Source organism: Microbacterium sp. NPDC055988 (genome assembly GCF_042269505.1).
GTDB lineage: Bacteria > Actinomycetota > Actinomycetes > Actinomycetales > Microbacteriaceae > Microbacterium.
This window is the reverse complement of the sequence record NZ_JBHJXY010000001.1, coordinates 2181798-2201293: the sequence shown is the minus strand read 5'-3', so window position 1 is coordinate 2201293 and position 19496 is coordinate 2181798. Positions and strand designations below refer to the sequence as shown.

The 19496-nt window shown below is 69.1% G+C and carries 14 protein-coding genes; 4 read left to right on the top strand and 10 right to left on the bottom strand.

The window, feature by feature from the left end:
• Positions 1–85 precede the first annotated feature (85 nt).
• The 3 genes from ACFC14_RS10575 to ACFC14_RS10565 form a co-directional block, all read right to left on the bottom strand.
• A complete protein-coding gene (locus ACFC14_RS10575) occupies positions 86–3184 on the bottom strand; it encodes a lamin tail domain-containing protein (RefSeq protein ID WP_376103932.1) in 3099 nt (1032 codons plus the stop codon).
• A gap of 239 nt (positions 3185–3423) precedes the next feature.
• Complete coding sequence (locus ACFC14_RS10570; protein WP_376103929.1) at positions 3424–4443, bottom strand: ABC transporter permease; 1020 nt, start codon at positions 4441–4443, stop codon at positions 3424–3426.
• The gene (locus ACFC14_RS10565) at positions 4440–5486 is read right to left on the bottom strand and encodes an ABC transporter ATP-binding protein (RefSeq protein ID WP_376103926.1); all 1047 of its coding nucleotides are present in this window, start codon (positions 5484–5486) and stop codon (positions 4440–4442) included. The genes ACFC14_RS10570 and ACFC14_RS10565 overlap by 4 nt, the downstream gene beginning before the upstream one ends.
• An 89-nt stretch (positions 5487–5575) precedes the next feature.
• On the opposite strand from ACFC14_RS10565, the gene ACFC14_RS10560 reads away from it, so the two are divergent.
• Together ACFC14_RS10560 and ACFC14_RS10555 are read left to right on the top strand one after the other, a co-directional pair.
• Positions 5576–5974 (top strand): YccF domain-containing protein, encoded by a 399-nt coding sequence (locus tag ACFC14_RS10560; protein ID WP_136042745.1) that lies wholly within the window; start codon positions 5576–5578, stop codon positions 5972–5974.
• A 25-nt stretch (positions 5975–5999) separates the two neighbouring features.
• Complete coding sequence (locus ACFC14_RS10555; RefSeq protein WP_376103922.1) at positions 6000–6461, top strand: hemerythrin domain-containing protein; 462 nt, start codon at positions 6000–6002, stop codon at positions 6459–6461.
• Positions 6462–6488: 27 nt separating this feature from the next.
• Here ACFC14_RS10555 and ACFC14_RS10550 read toward each other — a convergent pair whose 3' ends face one another.
• Positions 6489–7475 (bottom strand): glycerophosphodiester phosphodiesterase family protein, encoded by a 987-nt coding sequence (locus tag ACFC14_RS10550; RefSeq protein WP_376103920.1) that lies wholly within the window; start codon positions 7473–7475, stop codon positions 6489–6491.
• An 89-nt stretch (positions 7476–7564) separates the two neighbouring features.
• On the opposite strand from ACFC14_RS10550, the gene ACFC14_RS10545 reads away from it, so the two are divergent.
• Both ACFC14_RS10545 and ACFC14_RS10540 read left to right on the top strand, forming a co-directional pair.
• On the top strand, positions 7565–8491 hold the full coding sequence (locus ACFC14_RS10545) for a Bax inhibitor-1/YccA family protein (protein ID WP_376103917.1): 927 nt from the start codon (positions 7565–7567) through the stop codon (positions 8489–8491).
• 162 nt (positions 8492–8653) lie between these two features.
• Positions 8654–8926, top strand: a complete 273-nt coding sequence (locus ACFC14_RS10540; RefSeq protein WP_376103914.1) for a GlsB/YeaQ/YmgE family stress response membrane protein — start codon at positions 8654–8656, stop codon at positions 8924–8926.
• A gap of 63 nt (positions 8927–8989) precedes the next feature.
• Here the strand turns inward: ACFC14_RS10540 and ACFC14_RS10535 are convergent, their stop codons facing one another.
• The 6 genes from ACFC14_RS10535 to ACFC14_RS10510 all read right to left on the bottom strand — a co-directional run bounded on the left by ACFC14_RS10535 (position 8990) and on the right by ACFC14_RS10510 (position 19293).
• Positions 8990–10285, bottom strand: a complete 1296-nt coding sequence (locus tag ACFC14_RS10535) for an RNA polymerase sigma factor (protein ID WP_376103911.1) — start codon at positions 10283–10285, stop codon at positions 8990–8992.
• Positions 10285–10710, bottom strand: a complete 426-nt coding sequence (locus tag ACFC14_RS10530; protein ID WP_376103908.1) for a YciI family protein — start codon at positions 10708–10710, stop codon at positions 10285–10287. Before ACFC14_RS10530 ends, ACFC14_RS10535 begins: the two co-directional genes overlap by 1 nt.
• Before the next feature lie 209 nt (positions 10711–10919).
• Entirely contained in the window at positions 10920–12305 is a 1386-nt protein-coding gene (locus tag ACFC14_RS10525; protein ID WP_376103905.1) for a glycosyltransferase, read from the bottom strand.
• Between the two features lie 8 nt (positions 12306–12313).
• Positions 12314–13900: a glutamine-hydrolyzing GMP synthase gene (gene guaA / locus ACFC14_RS10520; RefSeq protein ID WP_376103902.1), complete on the bottom strand. Its 1587-nt coding sequence runs from the start codon at positions 13898–13900 to the stop codon at positions 12314–12316.
• Positions 13897–14409 carry a DUF3817 domain-containing protein gene (locus tag ACFC14_RS10515; protein ID WP_376103899.1) on the bottom strand — a complete coding sequence of 171 codons (513 nt, stop codon included), beginning with the start codon at positions 14407–14409 and terminating at the stop codon, positions 13897–13899. The genes guaA and ACFC14_RS10515 overlap by 4 nt, the downstream gene beginning before the upstream one ends.
• 261 nt (positions 14410–14670) lie before the next feature.
• Positions 14671–19293: an ExeM/NucH family extracellular endonuclease gene (locus ACFC14_RS10510; protein WP_376103896.1), complete on the bottom strand. Its 4623-nt coding sequence runs from the start codon at positions 19291–19293 to the stop codon at positions 14671–14673.
• Positions 19294–19496 lie beyond the last annotated feature (203 nt).

Below are 19496 nucleotides of genomic sequence, written 5' to 3'. Positions count from 1 at the left end.
TCGGCACCGACACTGCGGCACGAGGATGCGGCATCCGAGACGACTGCGGTGGGGTGCGCCGGACGACCCACGCACCCCACCGACCTCAGGCGGTGCGTGCGCGGCGTCGGACCGCCACGCCTCCCGCGACCAGCAGCATCAGCGCCAGCGCGATCGCCGCGACCGGGAGCTCGGCACCGGTCGCCGCGAGCCCGCCCGCACCGCCGGCGATGCGGATGTCGGCCCAGCCGAGCAGTGCGCCGTCGGCGTCGTACACCGCGATCCGATGCGCACCCAGTGCGGCATCCGTCGGCACCGTCACGGTGATCGCGCCCGCCGCAGACAGCGTGCCGGTCGCGAGCTGCACCGGGTCGGAGTACATCCACACCGCGATGTCCTCGCCCGCCGCGTCCGCTCCGACGGTGACCGTGACCTTCTGACCGCGGGTGGCGACCGAGGGATCGACCGTCACGCCGTTGCGGTTGCCGTCGATCAGATCCGTACCGGGCAGCGGCGGGTTCTCGCCTCCGGGGTTCTCGCCACCGGGGTTCTCGCCGTCGACGCCCGGAAGCGTTCCGGTGCGCAGCGCTTCGGACGCGAAGCCGTCGGCGAACCACCACACCGGACGCTTGCCGTCGACCGACAGCGATGCCGGCGAGGTCGCGAAGCCCTCGTTGTTGATGTCGGGCATGCCGGCCGGACGGTCGTACTGGGCGATGCCCGGCTTGGCAGTGCCGTTGAGGGTGATCTCGGCCGAACGTCCCTGGCAGCCGTCGTCGCAGACTGCCCAGAGGGTGCCCCGCACGCTGTCGTAGTCGAGGGCCATCACACCCGCGAGTCCGGGGGCGATCTCCGACACGAGCGTCGCCGAGCCTTCACCGCCGAGCGCGAAGGCGTACACGTGGCCGTTGTCCTCGACCGCGACGAAGAACAGTCCGCCACTGTGGCCGGCGTAGTCCGCGGGCTTGTAGGCCGCGCCGGTGTTGTCGTCGAAGAGCTTTCCGGCGAGCGCGGCATCCGGCACCCACTGCACGGCCTCCATACCGAGGTTCGCCCCGACGGACGGCAGCAGCGCGGTGAGGTCCCACTCCTGCTGGGCGACGAGGTCACCGTTCGAGGACTCGGGGTCGACCTTCAGGACCTTGTTCTGGTTCACGCCCTTGGCGCTGTTGTCCCGCTCGGACGCCACGTAGACGAAGCCGTCGCCGTCGACCGTGATGCCCTCGGTGTCCGGACCTGCGGCGCCCGCATCCGCGGCGTCCTTCTGGAAGCGGACGCGCTTGCCCGCATCCCAGCCGTCGACCTTCTCGACTGAGCCGTCGGCGTGCGCCTCGAGCTTCCAGATGCGGCCCTCGCCGTTGTCCACGGCCCAGAGGAACGCGCCGTCCGCGGTCTCCTGCACATCCAGCCCCGAGCTGTCCTCGAGGAAGGTCGGGACGCCGTCGAGCACGCGGACCTCCGCCGAACCGGGCCACGGCGAGACCGCTACCTCGCCGGCGCAGACGTTCGCGGCACCCTTCGTCGACTCGGTCGTCGCGGCGAAGGCACCCGTCGTGTCCGGGCAGCGGCCCCAGGTGACGGGCGCGTGGCCCTCGCCCCAAGTCGTCTCGTCGACGAGCAGCTCGCCGTCGAACAGTCGAACCGCGTCGCCGCCACCCAGGCCGAAGCCGAGTTGCTCGCGCTCGATCACGAGGTACTCCCCCGCGCCGATGGTGGTGCCGGACGGGATCGAGTACGCGTGGGTGTCGTCGTCGTCCTTCACTACGATGCCCGAGACGTCGAGGGCCGCGTCGGTCGGGTTCACGAGCTCCACCCAGTCGTCGGGCGACCCGCCGTCGGACTCGACCTCGTTGAGGCGCACCGGGTTGCCGCAGGCGTTGCGCAGCCCCTTGGTCGAGACCGCGACATCGGCGAAGTCACCGGAGCCGTCGGCGCATCGCGCCAGGACGCCCGCGGCGTGCGCGGTGTACACGTGCTCGTCGACCGTGTTGCCGTTCGCATCGCGGATCGTCACGGTGTCGCCGTTGCCGAGACCGAAGACGAAGTTCGCGGGCTGGTCGAAGACGAAGTAGGCGCCCGGCTGCAGCGTCGTGCCGGCTGGCAGCGGTGTCGTCTCGGCCGCGTGACCGGTGGGGTCGCTGTCCATGACGGTCCAGCCGGAGAGGTCGACAGCCGTGCTACCGGTGTTCGTGACCTCGACCCAGTCGGTGGTGTCGCCGTTCGACTCGATCTCGTTGATCACGACGTCGGGCATGACGCACGAGTTGGCTGCTCCGGGCGTCGAATGGGCGAGCACGAACGCGCCGACGCCGTCCGGGCAGCGCGCGAGAGTGGCTGCGGTGAAGTCGCCGTCGATCGCGGCGTGCCCCTCCCACGGGAGGGTGTCGTCGATCTGCGTACCCGCTGCGTCGAAGAGGCGGATGCGGTCGGCGCTGCCGATGCCGATCGGGTCGCGGAACGCCGCCTCGGCGCCTCCGACGAGACCGATCGTGCCCTCGTCGACCACGAGGAACCCGCCCGCCTCGATCTTCGTGCCGGCCAGGAACTGCCAGCGGTGATCGTCGGAGTTGTCGCGGATCTCGTAGCCCGAGATGTCGAGCGCCTCGGTACCGGAGTTGTAGAACTCGACCCAGTCGGCGGGCTGCGAGTCGACCTCGTTGATCACGATGGATCCCGATACGGGAGCGACCGAACAGTCGTTGGCCGCACCAGGGGTCGCCGCAGTGGCATGCGCCCACTCGCCCGTGCCGTCGGCGCAGCGCGCCCACACCGACAGCGGTGCGGTGTTCTCGTACGCATACGAGTCGACCTCGGTGCCGCTCGGGTCGAAGAGCACGACCTCGTCACCCTTGCCGAGACCGAACGGGAAGTCGATGTCCTTGACGAGCACGAGGAACTCGCCGGGCGCCAGCGACGTGCCCGCGGGGGCCGTGCCGAAGCTGTCGCGCTTCTCATCGGCGACCTTCCAGCCCGCGAGGTCGACCGTCTCGCTGCCGGTGTTGTAGATCTCGATCTGGTCGGCGAGGCCGGTCGCCGCGTCGTCGTAGACGATCTCGTTCAGCACGAGGCTCGGGGCGGCCGAGACCGTCTCCGCCGGGCGGATGCCGGGATCGGCGCCGATGGCGGCGGTGGGAGTGGCGAGCAGGGCGGCGGCGCTCAGTGCGCACACCGCCGCGACCGCGGCTGCGGATTGCAGGCGGGGCATGGAGGACTCCTGGTGGGCTCGGCCGGCGGGCCCGCGCGGGGCCCGACCGGACTCAGTCGGGTACCAGCCCAGACCACCGATCCCGCGTGGCCGCCGGGAGTCCGCCCGGTGCACGGAAGGTGAACGGGAAGTGGCGACTTCCGGGTGCCCCGTCACTCCTCGCCCGTTCCGGTCGCACTTTGTGCCGCCTGAACGGGATCAGAGCGGCAGAAAGTGCGACCGGAACACTCGGGGGCGGATCAGGCGATGCGGGTTCCCGGAGGCAGGCGGCGCGCGGGTGTCCGCGTGCGAGCCCATGCCCCGGCGAACAGCGAGCCGGCGATGACGACCTGCACGCCGAGTCCGACGAACCAGCTGGGAACCGAGGACTCCATGATCTCTTCCGGCGTACGGTAGCCGCCGTCCGGGTCGCACTCGTCCCAGCGCTGCTCGAGCGGCGATTGCTGCGCGCTGCGCACGCCGAGCTTGATCTGACCGAACAGATCGACCGGGTAGCCCTCCGGCGAGAACTCCGTCGGCGTGGCATCGGCGAGCACGACGAACGGGTTTGCCGACAGCGCCCACCAGACGTAGTCGAACCGCGGCACCTCGTAGGTGGTGCCGACCTCCCACTCGTCGCAGATGGGGGCACCGTTCGCGTCGTAGGGGCGGGAGTACGTGGTCGCCTCGCTGCGCACGGCCATGCCGCCCAGCCCGAAGGCGATGAGCGTGCCGAACACCAGGCCGGCGACCACGAGGTACGTCGCTGCGACCGAGAACAGCGGGCGGGCGATGAGTCCGCTCAGGCCGACGCCGATCGCCGCGACAACGATGATCTCGACGGCGAGCACGAGCAGCGAGACCAGCAGCACGAGCGCGTCCGCTCCCCCGCCCAGAAGCGAAACCGCGAGGAACGGCACAGCGACGAGGAGGAACGCTCCTCCGGTCGCGACGGCGGCGAGGAGCTTTCCGAGCATGATGTCACCGGTCGAAGCCGCTGTCACCTGGACCGCGGCGAGGGTCGCAGCATCGCGGTCGCCGTTGATCGCGTTGCCGCTGAGGGTCGGCGAGACCAGCACGACCAGCAGCAGCACGATGTTGACGACGATCGAGTAGACGCCGGCGCCGACGAAGTCGCCCCAGGAGTACACCGCGAACGCGAGTGCGGTGACCCCGAGCAGGATGAGGGCGAACACGCCCAGCAGGACGTACCAGCCGACGCTCCGCAGCCGCTGGGTGAGTTCGAGTCGGGCGATGATCCCGATGTTCGCGAGGCTCATGCTCCCGCCTCCGTTCCGGTCGGTGCCGCGGGTGGCGCAGCGGGCGGTGCCGGTGGCGCTGATGGCGCTGATGCCGCCGGCGGCGCCGGATGCTGCGGGGCGGCGGCGGCGGCCTGAGGCACCGGCGCCTGCGGCAGGTTGAGGAACGTGTGCTCCAGGTCGCTCTGCGCCGGGGCGAATTCCGCGACGGGCAGCCCCGCCTCGACGAGCCGGCGCAGCGACTGCGCCGCCGCGTCGTCACCGGCGAATCCGACCAGGACGCCGCCACGGTCGGTGGCGAGCGACTCCGGTGCGAGGCCGAGGTTCGACGCCACCTGCCACGTGTCGGCGTTCAGGCGTTCCGGGGTCGCGCCCGCCAGGCGCACTCGCCAGGCGCGAACCGAGGTCTGCGCGGGCGCGGCATCCACCACGGCGCCGGCGACCAGGAAGACGGAGTCGTCGACGACTTCTTCGAGCTCGGAGAGGATGTGGCTCGAGATCAAGACCGTCCGCCCCTCGGCGGCCAGTCGGCGCAGCAGCACGCGGAGCTGGACCCGCGCCTCGGGGTCGAGTCCGGATGCCGGCTCGTCGAGGAGCAGCACCTGCGGGTCGTGCACGAGCGCGCGGGCGAGGCCGAGCTTCTGCTTCTGCCCACGGGACAGCACCTTCGCTGGCGAGTCCGCGAGCTCCGCGAGCCCGACGAGGGTGAGCAGGTGCTGCGCCCGAGCGTCCGCATCCGGCTTCTCGATGCCGTACAGGCGGGCCGTCGTGACGATGGTCTCCCTCGCCGTGAGCGAGGGCCAGGCGCCGAGCGCATCCGGCATCCATCCGAGCAGGCGCCGTGCGGCGAGCGGGTCGACCGACGGGTCGACTCCGCCGATGCTGATCGAGCCGGAATCGGGCGCGAGGAGGGAGGCGAGCATCAGGAGCAGGGTCGTCTTGCCCGCGCCGTTCGGCCCGACCAGTCCGGTCACGCGGCCCGGCTCGGCTCGCAGGGTGGCCCCTCTCACCGCCTGCACCGTCCCGAACGCTCTACTGACGTCTTGCACCACGATTCCGGTCATGCGGTCAGTCTGGCATCGGGAGCACCGGAGGCCGGGGACCTCGGGGCGGATGCTCAGACAGCGAGTCACGCGGGTGACACAATCTCCCCATGCGCACGATCCTCAACATCATCTGGGTCATCCTGGCCGGATGGGCCCTGTTCCTCGGGTACGTCCTGGCCGGCATCCTGCTGTGCATCCCGATCATCACGATCCCCTGGGCGATCGCCTCGTTCCGCATCGCCGCCTACGCGATCTGGCCGTTCGGGCGCGAGGTCGTCAGCAAGCCGACGGCGGGCGTCGGCTCGTTCCTCGGCAACGTCCTCTGGGTGATCCTGGCCGGCTGGTGGCTCGCGATCGGGCACATCGTCTCCGGCATCCTGCTGTGCATCACGATCATCGGCATCCCCATGGGCATCGCCGACTTCAAGATGGTCCCGATCTCGCTCATGCCGCTCGGCAAGGAGATCGTCTCGACCCGCCGCGGCGCCTTCGACCGCACGCTCTGACCTCGAGACTCCCTACACTGGGGCGATGGATGCCGCCCGCCTGATCGCCTGGGATCAGGAACTCCGCTCCGCCCACTCCCGCCTCCGTGCCGCACTCGCCGCGACCCGTGACGCGCTGGACCGCGGCGACGCAGCCCCCGCTGCGACCTCCGAACTCGTGCTCTACTGCATCGGCTTCTGCGCAGCGCTCGACGGGCACCACGGCGCCGAGGATCGCGCGCTGTTCCCGGCGCTGCGCGCAGAGCATCCCGAGCTCGGCGGCGTCATCGACAAGCTCATGCAGGACCACTCGATGCTCGCGCACCTGCTCGGCTCGCTGCGCGTCGCGGCGGAGCGCGGTGACGATGCGCCCACCATCGCCGGTCACCTCGACGGCATCGCCGCGATCATGGAGTCGCATTTCCGCTTCGAGGAGCGTGAGATCCTCGAACCGCTGCGGGCCCTCGCACTCGACGACGATGTGAAGCGCGTTCTCGGCCCCCTCTGAGGCGCGGCCGTCCACCGATGCCTCCGCTCAGTCGCGGAAGAACGCGACGCCCAGATCGGGGTGGTCGACGAAGACACCGTCGACGCCCTGGCGCGCGATGACGCCCCACTCGGATTCGTAGTCCCCGAACTCGGAGCGTCCGCCCGAACCCCGGAACTCCGGCGACAGGAACGCGTTCTCCGGCCGGCACGTCCAGGTGAAGACCTGCAGACCGCGGGCATGCGCATCGTCCACGATCGTGTTGCCTCGGGCGAGCAGCATCTTCTTGTTCACGCTGATGCCGTCGACGCGGCCGACCAGCCCGTCGAGCCCCTGGGGCGTGACCGTCGCCTTGTACGTGAGCGCCTGCTTGCCCTCGGCCACCAGCCGGTCGTAGGGGCGTCCCTTCGCCTCGATGAGGTAGATGTACGACGCGGCGACGCCGCGCTCTCGCAGCTGCCCGAGCACCGTCGACTCGAAGCACTCGATCACCAGCGGCAGCTCTCCCTCGGCCCAGCCGGCATCTCGCAGCTCACGCTCGATCAGTCGAGCCAGGTCGAGGCCGATGCTGGCGAAGTAGGTGGCGTGCTTGACCTCGAGCACCACGCCGATCTCCCGACCGTGCTCGGCCGAGCCGTCGCGCACGATGTCGAGCACGTCCCGCAGGCGGAGGATGGCCTGCGAGTCGTCGAAGCTCGCGCTCGAGACCCGCACCTCGGGCAGTCGCTCGCGCCCGCGCAGGGTCGACAGCTCCGCCCAGGTGAAGTCCTCGGTGAACCAGCCGGTCAGTGCCTGCCCGTCCACACGCTTGGTCGTCTTGCGGTCGGCGAACTCCGGATGCAGGGCGACGTCGGTCGTGCCCGAGATCTCGTTCTCGTGCCGCACGATGAGGACGCCGTCCTTGGTGGCGACGACGTCGGGCTCCACGGCATCCACGCCCATGGCGAGCGCCAGTTCGTAGGAGGAGCGGCTGTGCTCCGGGCGGTAGCCGGGCGCACCGCGGTGCCCGATGACGAGGGGAGATTTCCTGGGCACGCTCTCAGCGTAGAACACGCCCGGAGCGGCACCACCCGAGTATCGTGGAGGAAAGAGACCTACAACCCCCTTTGGAGTGAGGCCCACCAATGAGCAACTTCGCTTTCAACAACCCTGCTTTCCAGCAGCAGGACCCGCGCAACGTCGCGACCTACCCGGGCGGACCGCAGGCTGCTCAGGGCGCGCAGAACGCCTCGCTCCAGCACGGGGCGATGGATGCCGCGGCCAACGCACAGCTCGAGGGCATGTACGCGGCCCCGCCGGCAGGCGCCATCGAGACCGACCGGATGTCCGTCGAGGACACCGTCTGGAAGACCGCCGGCCTGTTCGCCATCCTTCTCGTCACCGCGGCGATCGGCTGGGTGTGGACGCTCGGCGGCGTCGATGCTCCGCCGTACAACCCCGAGAACCCGGCGCCCGTCAACATGCTGCCGTGGATCATCGGCGCGCTCGGCGGTTTCGTGCTCGCGATGGTCATCACCTTCACCTCGCGCAAGAAGGTGCGCCCCGCGCTCATCTTCGGCTACGCCGCGCTCGAGGGCCTCTTCATCGGTGGCATCTCGGCGTTCTTCGAGGTCATCTACCCCGGCATCGTCTTCCAGGCGACCCTCGCGACCGTCTCGGTCGTCGGTGTGACCCTGGCGCTCTTCGCGAGCGGCAAGATTCGCGCGTCGAAGAAGGCGACCAAGGTCTTCATGATCGCGATGATCGGCTACCTCGTCTTCTCGCTGCTGAACCTCGTGCTCATGTGGACCGGTGTGCTGCCCCAGGGCCAGGAGTTCGGCCTCCTCAGCGCCAACATCATGGGCATCCCGCTCGGCGTCATCATCGGCGTCCTCGTCGTGATCATGGCCGCATACTCCCTGGTGCTCGACTTCGACCAGATCCAGCAGGGTGTCCGCAACGGCGCGCCCCGCCAGTACGGCTGGCTCGGCGCCTTCGGCATCATGGTCACGGTCGTATGGCTCTACGTCGAGATCCTGCGCATCATCGCGATCGTGCGCGGCAACAACTGACGCGAATCACCGTTCGAGAGGCCCGTCTCCCCCGAGGAGGCGGGCCTTTTGGCATATCCGGGGACGTGTGCGCAAGGGGTTGTCGTGCGACTCCGAAGACCGGCATTGTTGTGCTCACGAAGCCCTGCCACCCGCGGGGCTCCTGACACATAGGAGCTGATCATGAGTTTTCTCGGCTTTCTTCTCCTCGGCCTCATCGCCGGGGCCATCGCCAAACTGATCCTGCCCGGCAAGCAGGGCGGCGGGTGGTTCATCACCCTGCTTCTCGGTGTCGTCGGCGCCCTGCTCGGCGGCTGGCTCGGCAGCCTGATCCTCAACCGGCCGCTGACCGAATTCTGGGATCTGGGCACCTGGCTCCTCGCCATCGCCGGCTCGATCGTCGTGCTGCTGATCTACGGCCTGGTCGCGAATCGCGGTCAGAAGGTCAACGACTGACGCTTCCCCGAAATCCCACACGCCCGTCCCCAACGGCTGCCTCGTGCATCCGAAGGGGGCGGGTTATTTCTCTGCCCCGGCAGCCTTCCGCTCGAGCAGGGAGCGCTCGCGATCATTGCCCGCGAGGCCCGCAGCCACGGCGAACTCACTCCGTGCCTCCTCCTCGCGACCGAGTCGCCGCAGCAACTCGCCCCGCGTGGCCGGCAGCAGGTGGTAGCCGCGCAGGGCACCGGAGCTCGACAGCTGATCGATGATGCGCAACGCCGACGCCGGGCCCGTCGCCATCGCGACGGCGGCCGCACGGTTCAGTTCCACGACCGGCGACGGCGAGATCCGTCCGAGAGCCTCGTAGAGCAGGACGATGCGGTCCCAGTCGGTGTCGTCGACGGATGCCGCCACCGCATGGCACTCCGCGATCGCGGCCTGCAGGCAGTACGCACCGCGGCCGCGACCGAGCGCGTCGGCCGTCGCCAACGCCGCGCGACCGCGCGTGATGCGCGCGCGGTCCCACCGTCCGCGGTCTTGATCGGCGAGCAGCACGGGGTCGCCGTTCCGATCCACACGCGCGGCGAACCGGGCCGCGGTGAGCTCCATCAACGCGAGTAGGCCGTGCACCTCCGGCTCGCGCGGCATCAGCGCCGCGAGCACCCTGCCGAGCCGAATGGCCTCGTCGCTCAGCTCGGGTCTCATCCACTCCGGGCCGCTGCTCGCCGCATGCGCCTCGTTGAAGATCAGGTACAGCACTCCCAGGATCGCGCCCAGACGAGCGGCGTGCTCCTCGCGAGGCGGCACCTCGAAGGGGGCGTTCGCCGCGGCGAGGGTCTTCTTCGCCCGCACGATCCGTTGCTGCACGGTCGCTGTCGGTACGAGGAAGGCGCGGGCGATCTCCTCGCTCGACAGGCCACCGACCACCCGGAGGGTCAGAGCGACCTGCGCCTCCTTCGACAGCACCGGGTGGCACGCGATGAAGATCAGGCGCAGCACGTCGTCATCGACGGCATCCGGGTCCCACAGCATGTCCGGAGACTCGGCCTGTTCGCGCTCCAGGTCGTGGGCGAGAGCGGCGACCCGGGCATCCAGTCGCTCCGCGCGTCGCCATCCGTCGATCGCCTTGCGCTTCGCCACCGCCGTGAGCCAGGCCCCGGCGTTGCGCGGCACTCCCTCGACCGGCCATTGCCGAAGCGCATCGACGAGTGCCTCCTGGGCGAGGTCCTCCGCGAGACCGAAGTCGCCGACCATGCGGGTCAGCGCGCCCACGATGCGGGCCGATTCGATGCGCCACACCGCGGCGACCGCGCGCTCCGCCGACCCGTCATCGGGGGCGGAACGCACGGTCTCGCTGTGTGCGGAAGCGTCCATCACTGCTGTGCGCGCTGGGCCTGCTCTTCGCGCCAACCGGCTTCCTTCTCGATCCACTCGTTGTCGGCCGGGAAGTCCTCGACACCGGTCACACGACGCACCTCGAGGAAGGATCCGGGGCCGAGGGGGGCACGGCTCGCCCACTCAGCCGCCTCTTCGCGCGAGGAGACCTCGAGGATCCAGAAGCCGTTGAAGAGTTCCTTGGTCTCGCCGTAGGGGCCGTCGGTGATGAGCGGCTTCTCGGCGCTGAAGTCGACGACGAGGCCCTCGGCCGCGTCGGTCAGGCCCTCGCCGGCGACCAGCACGCCGGCCTTGATCATCGACTCGTTGTACTTCCCCATGGCCTCGATGACCTGCTCGAAAGGCATCTCCTTGTATGCCTCGACACCGCTGTCGTCTGCGCGCATGATGAGCATGAACTTCATGATGTTCTCCTTGTTCGAAGGGCCGTCTCTCGACCCTCTCACTACAGACGTCGAACGGGAATGCCACGGATCGACATCGGCGAGAACTTTTTTCTGGACGATGCTCCGGTCGCACTTTCTGTCGGTTTCAGCGCGGTAAAGCGACAGAAACTGCGACCGGAGCGTCCGGCAGCGACCGGAGCGGAAGGGAGGTGACGGAACCGGACGGCTCAGCGGCGCGGAGGTGCGGAGGCTGCTTCAGCGATCACTGCCGTGAGGGCGTCGAGGGAGCGCTGCGGACTCCACGCCGCGGCGACCGACGGCGCCTCTGCGCTCAGAGACGCGAGCCGGTCGGGGTCGGTCAGGAGGGAACGGATCGCTTCGCCCAGCGCGTCGACATCTCCGCTCGGCACCAGCACGCCACCGCCATGCTGCAGCACGTCGCGGATACCGTAGCGGGCGTCGTACGCCACCACGGGCGCGCCGTGCAGAAGCGCCTCGACAACGCCGAGCGGCTGCCCCTCGAAAGCGGTCGACGTGACGACGAGCGCGGCGCGATCCAGGACGGTCGCAGGCGAATCGGTGTATCCGGCGAGCACGATGCGGTCCCCAGCGTCGAGCTCCTCGATCAGGGCCTGCAGGCGCTCCTGCTCCGGACCGCCGCCCCAGATCTCCATCCGGGCGCCGGGGACGTCGGCCGCCAGGAAGGCACGGATCGCATGATCGATGCGCTTGCCGGGTGCGAGGCGGCCCAGCACGACGACGAGGCCCTCTTCGCGCAGGTCATCTCGACGCTCGACAGGAGCGATCGGGTTCGGCACGACGGCGTGCAGAGCAGAATCCCCGAACCGGGCGAGCACGTCATCCCGCTGCGTGGCGGTCGGCCAGATCACGGCGTCGAAGCGGTCGGCCAGGCGGAACCAGCGCGTCCAGAGCGTGTTCATGGGCGCGTCCGGCGTGTAGGGCGCCTCCACGTGCATGGTGTGGATCGTGTGGACGATGCGCACCCGCGGATCCGACCAGTCCGCGATGAGCTCGCCCAGCTGGCGGGACTCGCAGATCACGATGATGCGCCGGTCGCCGAACGCGGCCGTCACGTGCTCCAGCCAGGCGCGGTAGAGGCCACGAAATCCGTGCAGCGCTCCGGCGACCTCGCCGGACTCGTCGTACACGAGGACCGGCTCTTCGGTGAGGTGCCAGTCGGGGTTGCCCGGGATGACGGGCAGCGCCGCGAACGGGCGCCCTTCGGCATCGGTCAGCACGCGATACTCGACATCCGGGTCGGCGGTGACGGCAGCATCCGCCGCATCACGAAGCCAGTCGGCCGCTCCCCCGTCGGGCGCGACCGCTTCATCGAAGAGGTTGCGCATCCGCGACGGGTCCGTGAGCGCACCCTGCTCCGCGAACGTCCTCCGGTGCACGGCATGTTCGGCCGCGGTTCCCGGATCGAACGTGAGCAGCTGCGGACCGGCTCCGTCGGCGACGCCCGCTCCGGCGAGCTGCCGGGCACGCGCGAGCGTCGCGATCGTGTACCCGCCGTCCAGGCCCGGGATCAGCCGGCTGGACAGCACCAGGTACTCGGCGTCGGGGAGGACCGGCGCCGCATCGGGGAGCAACGCGCTCCCTACTCCCACTCGATGGTCCCCGGCGGCTTCGAGGTGACGTCGAGCACGACGCGGTTCACGTCACGCACACCATTCGTGATGCGGTTGGAGATCTTCGACAGCACGTCGTAGGGCAGACGCGTCCAGTCGGCGGTCATGGCGTCTTCGCTCGACACCGGACGCAGCACGATCGGGTGACCGTAGGTGCGGCCGTCGCCCTGCACGCCCACCGAGCGCACGTCGGCCAACAGCACGACCGGGCACTGCCAGATCTCCTGGTCGAGCCCTGCCTTGGTCAGCTCTTCGCGGGCGATGGCGTCGGCCTCACGCAGAATCTCGAGACGGTCAGCGGTGACCTCACCGATGATCCGGATGCCGAGACCGGGCCCCGGAAACGGCTGGCGTCCGACGATCGCCTCGGGGATGCCGAGCTCACGACCGATCGCACGGACCTCGTCCTTGAAGAGGGCTCGCAGCGGCTCGATCAGCTCGAAGTCGAGGTCGTCAGGAAGACCGCCCACGTTGTGGTGCGACTTGATGTTCGCGGTGCCCGCACCGCCGCCGGACTCCACCACGTCGGGGTAGAGCGTTCCCTGCACGAGGAACTTGACGGGAGCGCCGCCCGAAGCCTTCGCCTCGGCGACGAGGTCGAGCTGCACCTTCTCGAACGCGCGGATGAACTCGCGACCGATGATCTTGCGCTTCTCCTCGGGGTCGGTCACACCCTGGAGGTGGCCGAGGAAGGTGTCCGCCGCGTCGACGGTGATGAGACGCACGCCGGTGGACTCGACGTAGTCGTTCTCGACCTGCTCGCGCTCGCCCTTGCGGAGAAGGCCGTGGTCGACGAAGACCGCCGTGAGCTGGTCGCCGATCGCCTTGTGCACGAGGGCCGTGGAGACCGCAGAGTCGACGCCGCCGGAGAGCGCGGAGATGACGCGGGCGTCACCCACCTGCTCGCGGATGCGCTCGATCTGCTCGGCGATCACGTTGCCGCTGTTCCAGTCGGAGGCGAGGCCCGCACCCTTGTGCAGGAAGTTCTCGAGCACCCGCTGGCCGTGGTCGGAGTGCTTGACCTCGGGGTGCCACTGCACGCCGTACAACCCGCGCTCCTCGTTCGCGAACGCCGCGACCTTGGTCGCTTCGGTCGTGGCGAGCACGTCGAAGCCCTCGGGTGCTGTGGCCACCTGGTCACCGTGGCTCATCCACACGTTCTGCTCCGCCGGCTGACCGCCGAGCAGCGTGCCGCCGTCCCCCGAGATGACGGCGTCCGTCGCGCCGTACTCGCGCAGTCCGGTGTGCGCGACCTCGCCGCCGAGCGTCTGGGCCATGTACTGGAAGCCGTAGCAGATGCCGAGGGTCGGAATCCCGAGGTCGAAGACCGCCGGGTCGAGCTTCGGCGCGCCCTCTTCGTAAACCGACGAGGGACCGCCGGAGAGGATGATCGCGACCGGGTTCTTGGCGGCGATCTCCTCTGCTGTGGCCGTGTGCGGCACGATCTCGCTGTAGACGCCGGCCTCGCGCACGCGACGGGCGATCAGCTGCGCGTACTGCGCGCCGAAGTCGACGACGAGCGCAGGACGCTGCTGGGTCTCGGACTGTTCGGTCAACGGACACCTTCCGGGGCGGGGGCGGAGGCCTCGGCGGCCTCCCTGGTGGCGAGATAGGTCTTGACTTCACGGGCGACGACGGCCTCCATGAAGAACGACAGCAGCGGCACGACGCCGCCGAGCGCGAGCAGGATGAAGCGCGGGAAGCGCCAGCGCATCAGGCTCCACATGCGGAAGCACGCGAAGAGGTACACGACGTAGAACCAGCCGTGCGCCACGAGGATGAACAGCGAGAGGTTGAACCCGTCGCCCAGCGAGGTCATCTCGCAGGAGTTGGTCATCGGGGCGAACAGCGACCACCACTGGCAGTCGGGCCCGGCGAGCACGCCGGCGAACCAGAGCGGTCCTCCGGAGCCTCCCATGAAGAGCTCGAGGTGGATCGGCGTGTACTTCAGCACCATCTCGGTCAGCAGCAGGAGCAGCATGACTCCTGTGATGATCGACGCGATCTGGTAGAACCTCAGCGCACCGCGGATCGCCGGAAAGCTGGCGACTTTCGGTTCGGGCATGCGTCCAGTCTAGCCGCCGCGAATTCGCGTCGAATCCGCCCTCAGACGGTCGCGCTCCCCACCGCAACAGCACAACTTCGGAGATCGGAAGCCACACGCCGATCCTCCGGAGTTCCACCCGGCGTGTCTGCCTCGGACTCCGAAGTTGTGCCGAGGAGCGGCGGGGGGCGGAGACGGCGGGCGCGACGAAGGCCGCCGGGATCACTCCCGACGGCCTTCGCCTGTGTCATCCGACTACCGGATCAGAACCACTCGTCCAGATCAGAACCACCGCGTGAGCAGTTCCCAGAGCCAGTCGAGGATCGCCCCGATGATCCCGCCGGCACGGTTGACCGTGACCGTCGCAGTCGCCGCATCCCCGTCGGCCTGCGACGCGGCGACGGTGTACTTGCCCGACGGCGCGCTCTTCGGCACAGTGACCTGGGTGCTGAACGTGCCGTCGGCACCCACCTGGACGGTGCCGACCGGGACCGGCTTGCCCTTCTTCGGTCGCAGCTCGATGCTCACCGTCTCACCGGGCATGTAGCCCTCACCGGTGACCTTGAGGTTCTTGCCCGCGGTCACCTTCGACGAGCCGAGGGCGATCGTGCCGGCGAATTCCTCTTCACCGGCGATCGTGAACGGTACTTGCACGGTCGTCCCGGTCCCAGCGACGGCGACGGTGAGCGACTGCTCCCCGAAGACTCCCGACGGCACCGTGAAGGTGAGGCTCGCGCGCCCGCCCTCGTCGGTGGTGTCGACGACCGCGGGATCGACGACTCCGGTGGCGAGCACGGCGTCACCCAGCGAGAGCGTCACCTCGCCCGGTGCCGGCTCGCCCGCGCTGAAGGCGAGCGAGGAGAGCGACACGGTCACCTGGTCGCCGGCGCTGTATCCGTCGGCATCGGCGGAGCTGACCGCCACTCCGACCGCGCGCTGGGCGTAGTCGGGGCTCGCGGTCTTGTTCGCGTCGAACCAGTCGACCATGGACTGCAGGTCGATCTTGCCGGTGTCGCGCTTGCCTGCGCCCTCCTTGAAGGTGAAGAAGTTGTCTCCACCCGCGGCGAGGAACGAGTTGGCGGCGACCGTGTAGTTCGCCGCCGGGTCGACCGGTGTGCCGTTGAGCGTGATCGACGTGATACGTGAGCCCTGCGCAGCGGCCCGGTCGTAGGTGTAGACCAGCCCCTCCGAGACTCCGAGTTTCAGGAACGGACGCGCCGAACCCGCCGGCTGCCACTGCTCCTCGAGCACGCCCTTGAGCTGCGCACCGGTGAGCGTCAACGTCACCAGCGTGTTGGCGAACGGCTGTACCGTCGCCGCCTCACGATAGGTGACGTTGCCTGCGGGATCGTTCGCGTTGGACGAGGCGTAGGTGAGGTTCGCGCGGATGCCGCCGGGGTTCATGAGCGCCAGGTCGGCGCCCGTGGACCACTGCTGCACGTCGGCGACGAAGTTGCCGATGGTGGACTCGCCACCGCGGTTCTCCGTCTTGCCGTCGCTCTGGCGCGCCCGGTTGAAGTCGGCGGTGATGTCGCCGACCTTGATCGCTCCCAGGACGTCGGCCTCGGCCTTGGCCTTGTCGACGATCGCCTGCACCTCGGGAACCGCCGGATACAGCGGCTTGCCCGCTGCGGTGAGGGGCTTGATCTCGTTGGTGATCGAGATCAGTTCCTTCGTCTTCGGGTCGACCTTGATGTTCATCAGGCCCAGGTTCTCGCCGTACTGCCCCGCGGAGACGACCGGGCGGCCGTCGATCACGTGGTTGTAGGCGAGGTGGGTGTGTGCCGACACGATCGCGTCCACGTCGTCGTCGACGCCGTAGACGATCTCGCCGAGCGGCGAATCCGGAGTGATGCTCGACAGCTCGACGCTGGAGGCGCCCTCGTGCACGAGCAGGATGACGACATCTGCCTCGCCGTTGGACTCGTCGCCGTCGCTCAGATCATCGGCGACCGCGTTCACGGAGTCGGCGATGCTGCGGACCTCGAGATCCTTGATGCCCTCGGGCGAGACGAGCGAGTCGAGGTCTTCGGTGACAGCACCGACGAAGCCGACCTTCACGCCGTCGAGTTCCTTCACCCAGGCCGGTGCGAGCGCGGGCTCACCCGTCTCGGTGACGAAGACGTTCGACGAGATGTACTCCCAGTCCGCACGCTCCTGCACGCGATCGCGCAGGTCTTCCCAGCCCTGGTCGAACTCGTGGTTGCCCGCGGCGCTGACATCGAGACCGGCCGCGTTCAGCGCGTCGATCGTCGGGTTGTCGTCGTTGATGAACGAGGTGAACGTCGACGCGCCGATCAGGTCACCGGCACCGGCGAAGATCGTGTTCGGGTTCGCGTCGCGGAACTGCTTCACGGCTCCCGCCAGCACGGCGGCACCGGCGGCGGCACCGTCGGCCTCGATCCGACCGTGGAAGTCGTTGACCGTGACGACGTCGATGCTCACCGGCGGGATCTCCGAAGAGACGCCGACGATGATCGGGTCGTGGTCGCTGGACCGGTAGGGCGTGCCCGTCTCGGTGGCGCCGAACGCGTAGCCGCGGTCGCTCCACTCCGGCGAGTTGATGCCCCACACGCCTGCGCCCGTGATGGACGAGGCGAGCGACGGCGACGCGATCACGTGGTCGAGCGAACCGAGCTCGCCGTCGAACGTGTACGTGTACTGGCCATCGGTCTTGTCGGCGACGAGGTCGCTCCACCCCTTCGAGGTGAACACGTCGATCGGGTCTTCCTTGCCGTAGGCGTTGAAGTCGCCGATCAGCAGCATGTCGCTGCTGCCGGTGGTCTCCTCGAGCTCGGCGGTGAAGGCCAGGATCGCGTTCGCCTGCTTCACGCGGTCGGCGTTGAAGAAGCCCTGACCGTCGGCCGGCTCCGCACCTGCGCCCTCGGGCGGCGACTTCGACTTCAGGTGGTTCGCCACCACCGTGACGACGCGGCCGTCGATGTCGAACGCCTGCGCGATCGGCTCGCGCGCGTTGCCCCACACGGTCTCGTCGGTGACCGTGGCGCTGTCGCCCACGGTCTCGACGGCGTCCTTCTTGTAGATGATCGCATTGGTGATGAAGTCGGTCGTCGCCGCGTCGTTCAGCGCGGCGGGCGTGGGCACGTAGTCCCACACATCGCTGCCGGCGTCGGCGTTGAGGCCGGCGACCAGGTCCTTGAGGGCCGTGTCGACGGGCTTGCCCAGCTTGACCGAGTTCTCGATCTCCATGAGGGAGACGATCTCGGCGTCGAGTCCGTTGATCGCCGCGACGATCTTGGACTTCTGGATCGCGAACTGCGCCGCGTTCGCGGCCCCGCGGGCGTTGGAGTTCTCGCTCTTCAGCGTCGTGAAGTAGTTGTAGACGTTGAAGGACGCGACCTGCACGTCGCCGCCCACCTCAGGCGCGGAGACGGCGCGCGGGTTCGTCGCCTCGAACCCGACCTTCAGGTCGGCGGATGAGGAGTCGTCGATCGGCACGACCGGCTGCAGACGCCAGTCGTTGAAGCCCCACTGGAGCACGTAGCCGTTGTCGCCGAAGTCGACGGTGTCGCCGTTTCGGACTACCGTGTCCTTCGAGAAGTACGGCTGCTCGCCGGGGTGCCCGCTGTTGGACACCTGGATGGACCAGCCGTCGTCGAGAAGGATGCGGTTGGCGCGGTTGGCCGCGGCGATGACCGCCGCCTCAGCGCCGGGACGCGTGGCCTCGGTGCTCTTCACGGCCAGATCGGCACCCGCATTCAGCCACAGCGTGCCGAAGTTGAAGAGCTGGTGGCTGGAGGCGAGACGGTAGCTGCCCTCGGGAGCCACGTACATGTTCTCGTACTGCTCGCGATCCGCACCCTGCACCGTGGCGGGCAGCGGCGTGACGGCGGGAACGCCGACGCCGGCAGTCAGCACCTCGATGTCGGCGGCCGCAGCGGGGTTCAGCTGCGTCTGCCCGAAGTACTCGCTCACGGAGCCGGTGACCGAGACGAGGTCTCCGATCTCGAGGCTCGGAGCCAGTGCGTTCAGGAAGACGAACACGCCGTCCGAGGCGCCGGGCGTCGCGTCTGTCGCGCCCCCGGAGCCCTGCGTCTGGATGACGATGCCCTTGTAGCCGCCGGTGCGGTAGTCGGCCGTGACGACGCCCTCGACCTGCACGGTCTTGCCGCTCAGCGGCGACACGTCGGTCGTGCCCTGCACCTCGGCGATCGTCGCCTCGGTCGGCTCGCCGCCGGGGTCGGTGCCCGGGTCGGTGTCGCCGGAGTTCTGCGGGGTGATGGTGGCCGAGAGCGTGAAGTCAGCACTGTTGTCGTCGGTGTCGACGCCGTCGGCGCGGTTCAGCGACTTCACATCGGTGTTGCCGGCAGGCGGGGTCGCCGCCTTGGTCTCGAACGTGTTGGACGTGCCGTAGCCCAAGACGTCGATAACGCCGTCGACGCCCACGACCGAGCCGGGCGTGAGAGTCACTGCGGCCGTGCCCTCGACGAGAGCGAGCGTGCCGTTCGTGCCGCTCGGAGTCAGGGTGCTCGTGGCATCCGGAGCTGGCAGTTCCGCACCGTTCGCGCCGTTGCTGTTGCCCTGCACGAGGTAGTGGCCGCCGGCCGGGATGACGCCGGTGAGCGGCGCCACGCCATTGGAGGCGCCGGTGCCGGTCGCCGACCGGTACTGCAGCGACATGCCGTCGAGCGTGATCGGCGCCGAGGTCGGGTTGTAGAGCTCGACGAACTTGTTCTTGAACGCCGCCCCCGCGCTGCCGCCGGAGAGGTACGCCTCATTGATCACCACCCCCGTCCCCGTGGTGTCGGCTGTGGCAGGCACAGCGGCCAGCGTGCCGAGGCCGAGCGCGGCGACGCAGGTCACGGCGAGAGCGCCGATGCGCCCCCGACTTCTAGGGTGCGAGACGGGAACCCTGCGGTTCTCGTCGTCTGAAGCGGACATCATCGGTGCTGTCTCCTCGGTCGGGTTCGACACTTCTCAGGACTGTCACGGCGCACAGGGAGAACTCCCAGCGTGCTCACATGGTGCGAGCATACGTAGCGGTCCGGACATCCTCAACGGAGTTTTCCGATTCGTCATCGAGCGCTCACCGGATGGCCTCGACGACCCCTGACGAAGGTCGCTATCGCGGAGAGACGGCACGCAAT